We start from the raw sequence: 237 nt of genomic DNA, 5'->3' as shown, positions 1-237 counted from the left end.
ATCTGGCGTTGGCAGCGCCGGGCGTGCCGGTGGCGGCACAGGACGCGCTTCGCACCGCGCTGGACAGCTACCTGGGTGCACTGCTTGGCTACACCGCCGCGCGAGTGGGGCTGGATGTGGAAGCGCAGTCGCTGGCCGATACCGCTGCGCAGATAGCGCCGTCGCGTGAGCAGGCGCAGCGTGCGCAGGAAACGGCCCGGGAGGCCGCGCGCGGGCGCCTGCAGGCACCAGCGAGGG

1 protein-coding gene is annotated in these 237 nt (G+C 73.4%); it reads left to right on the top strand.

Features of this window, described 5'->3' with window-relative positions; genetic code table 11:
- The coding region (locus ACQG3P_RS23435; RefSeq protein ID WP_426806381.1) for a hypothetical protein at positions 1 to 237 on the top strand (237 nt) is incomplete at both ends.

The sequence above is a fragment of the Stenotrophomonas sp. SrG genome, from assembly GCF_050031795.1.
Taxonomy (GTDB): domain Bacteria; phylum Pseudomonadota; class Gammaproteobacteria; order Xanthomonadales; family Xanthomonadaceae; genus Stenotrophomonas; species Stenotrophomonas rhizophila_A.
This window is presented reverse-complemented; position numbering and strand designations above follow the sequence as displayed.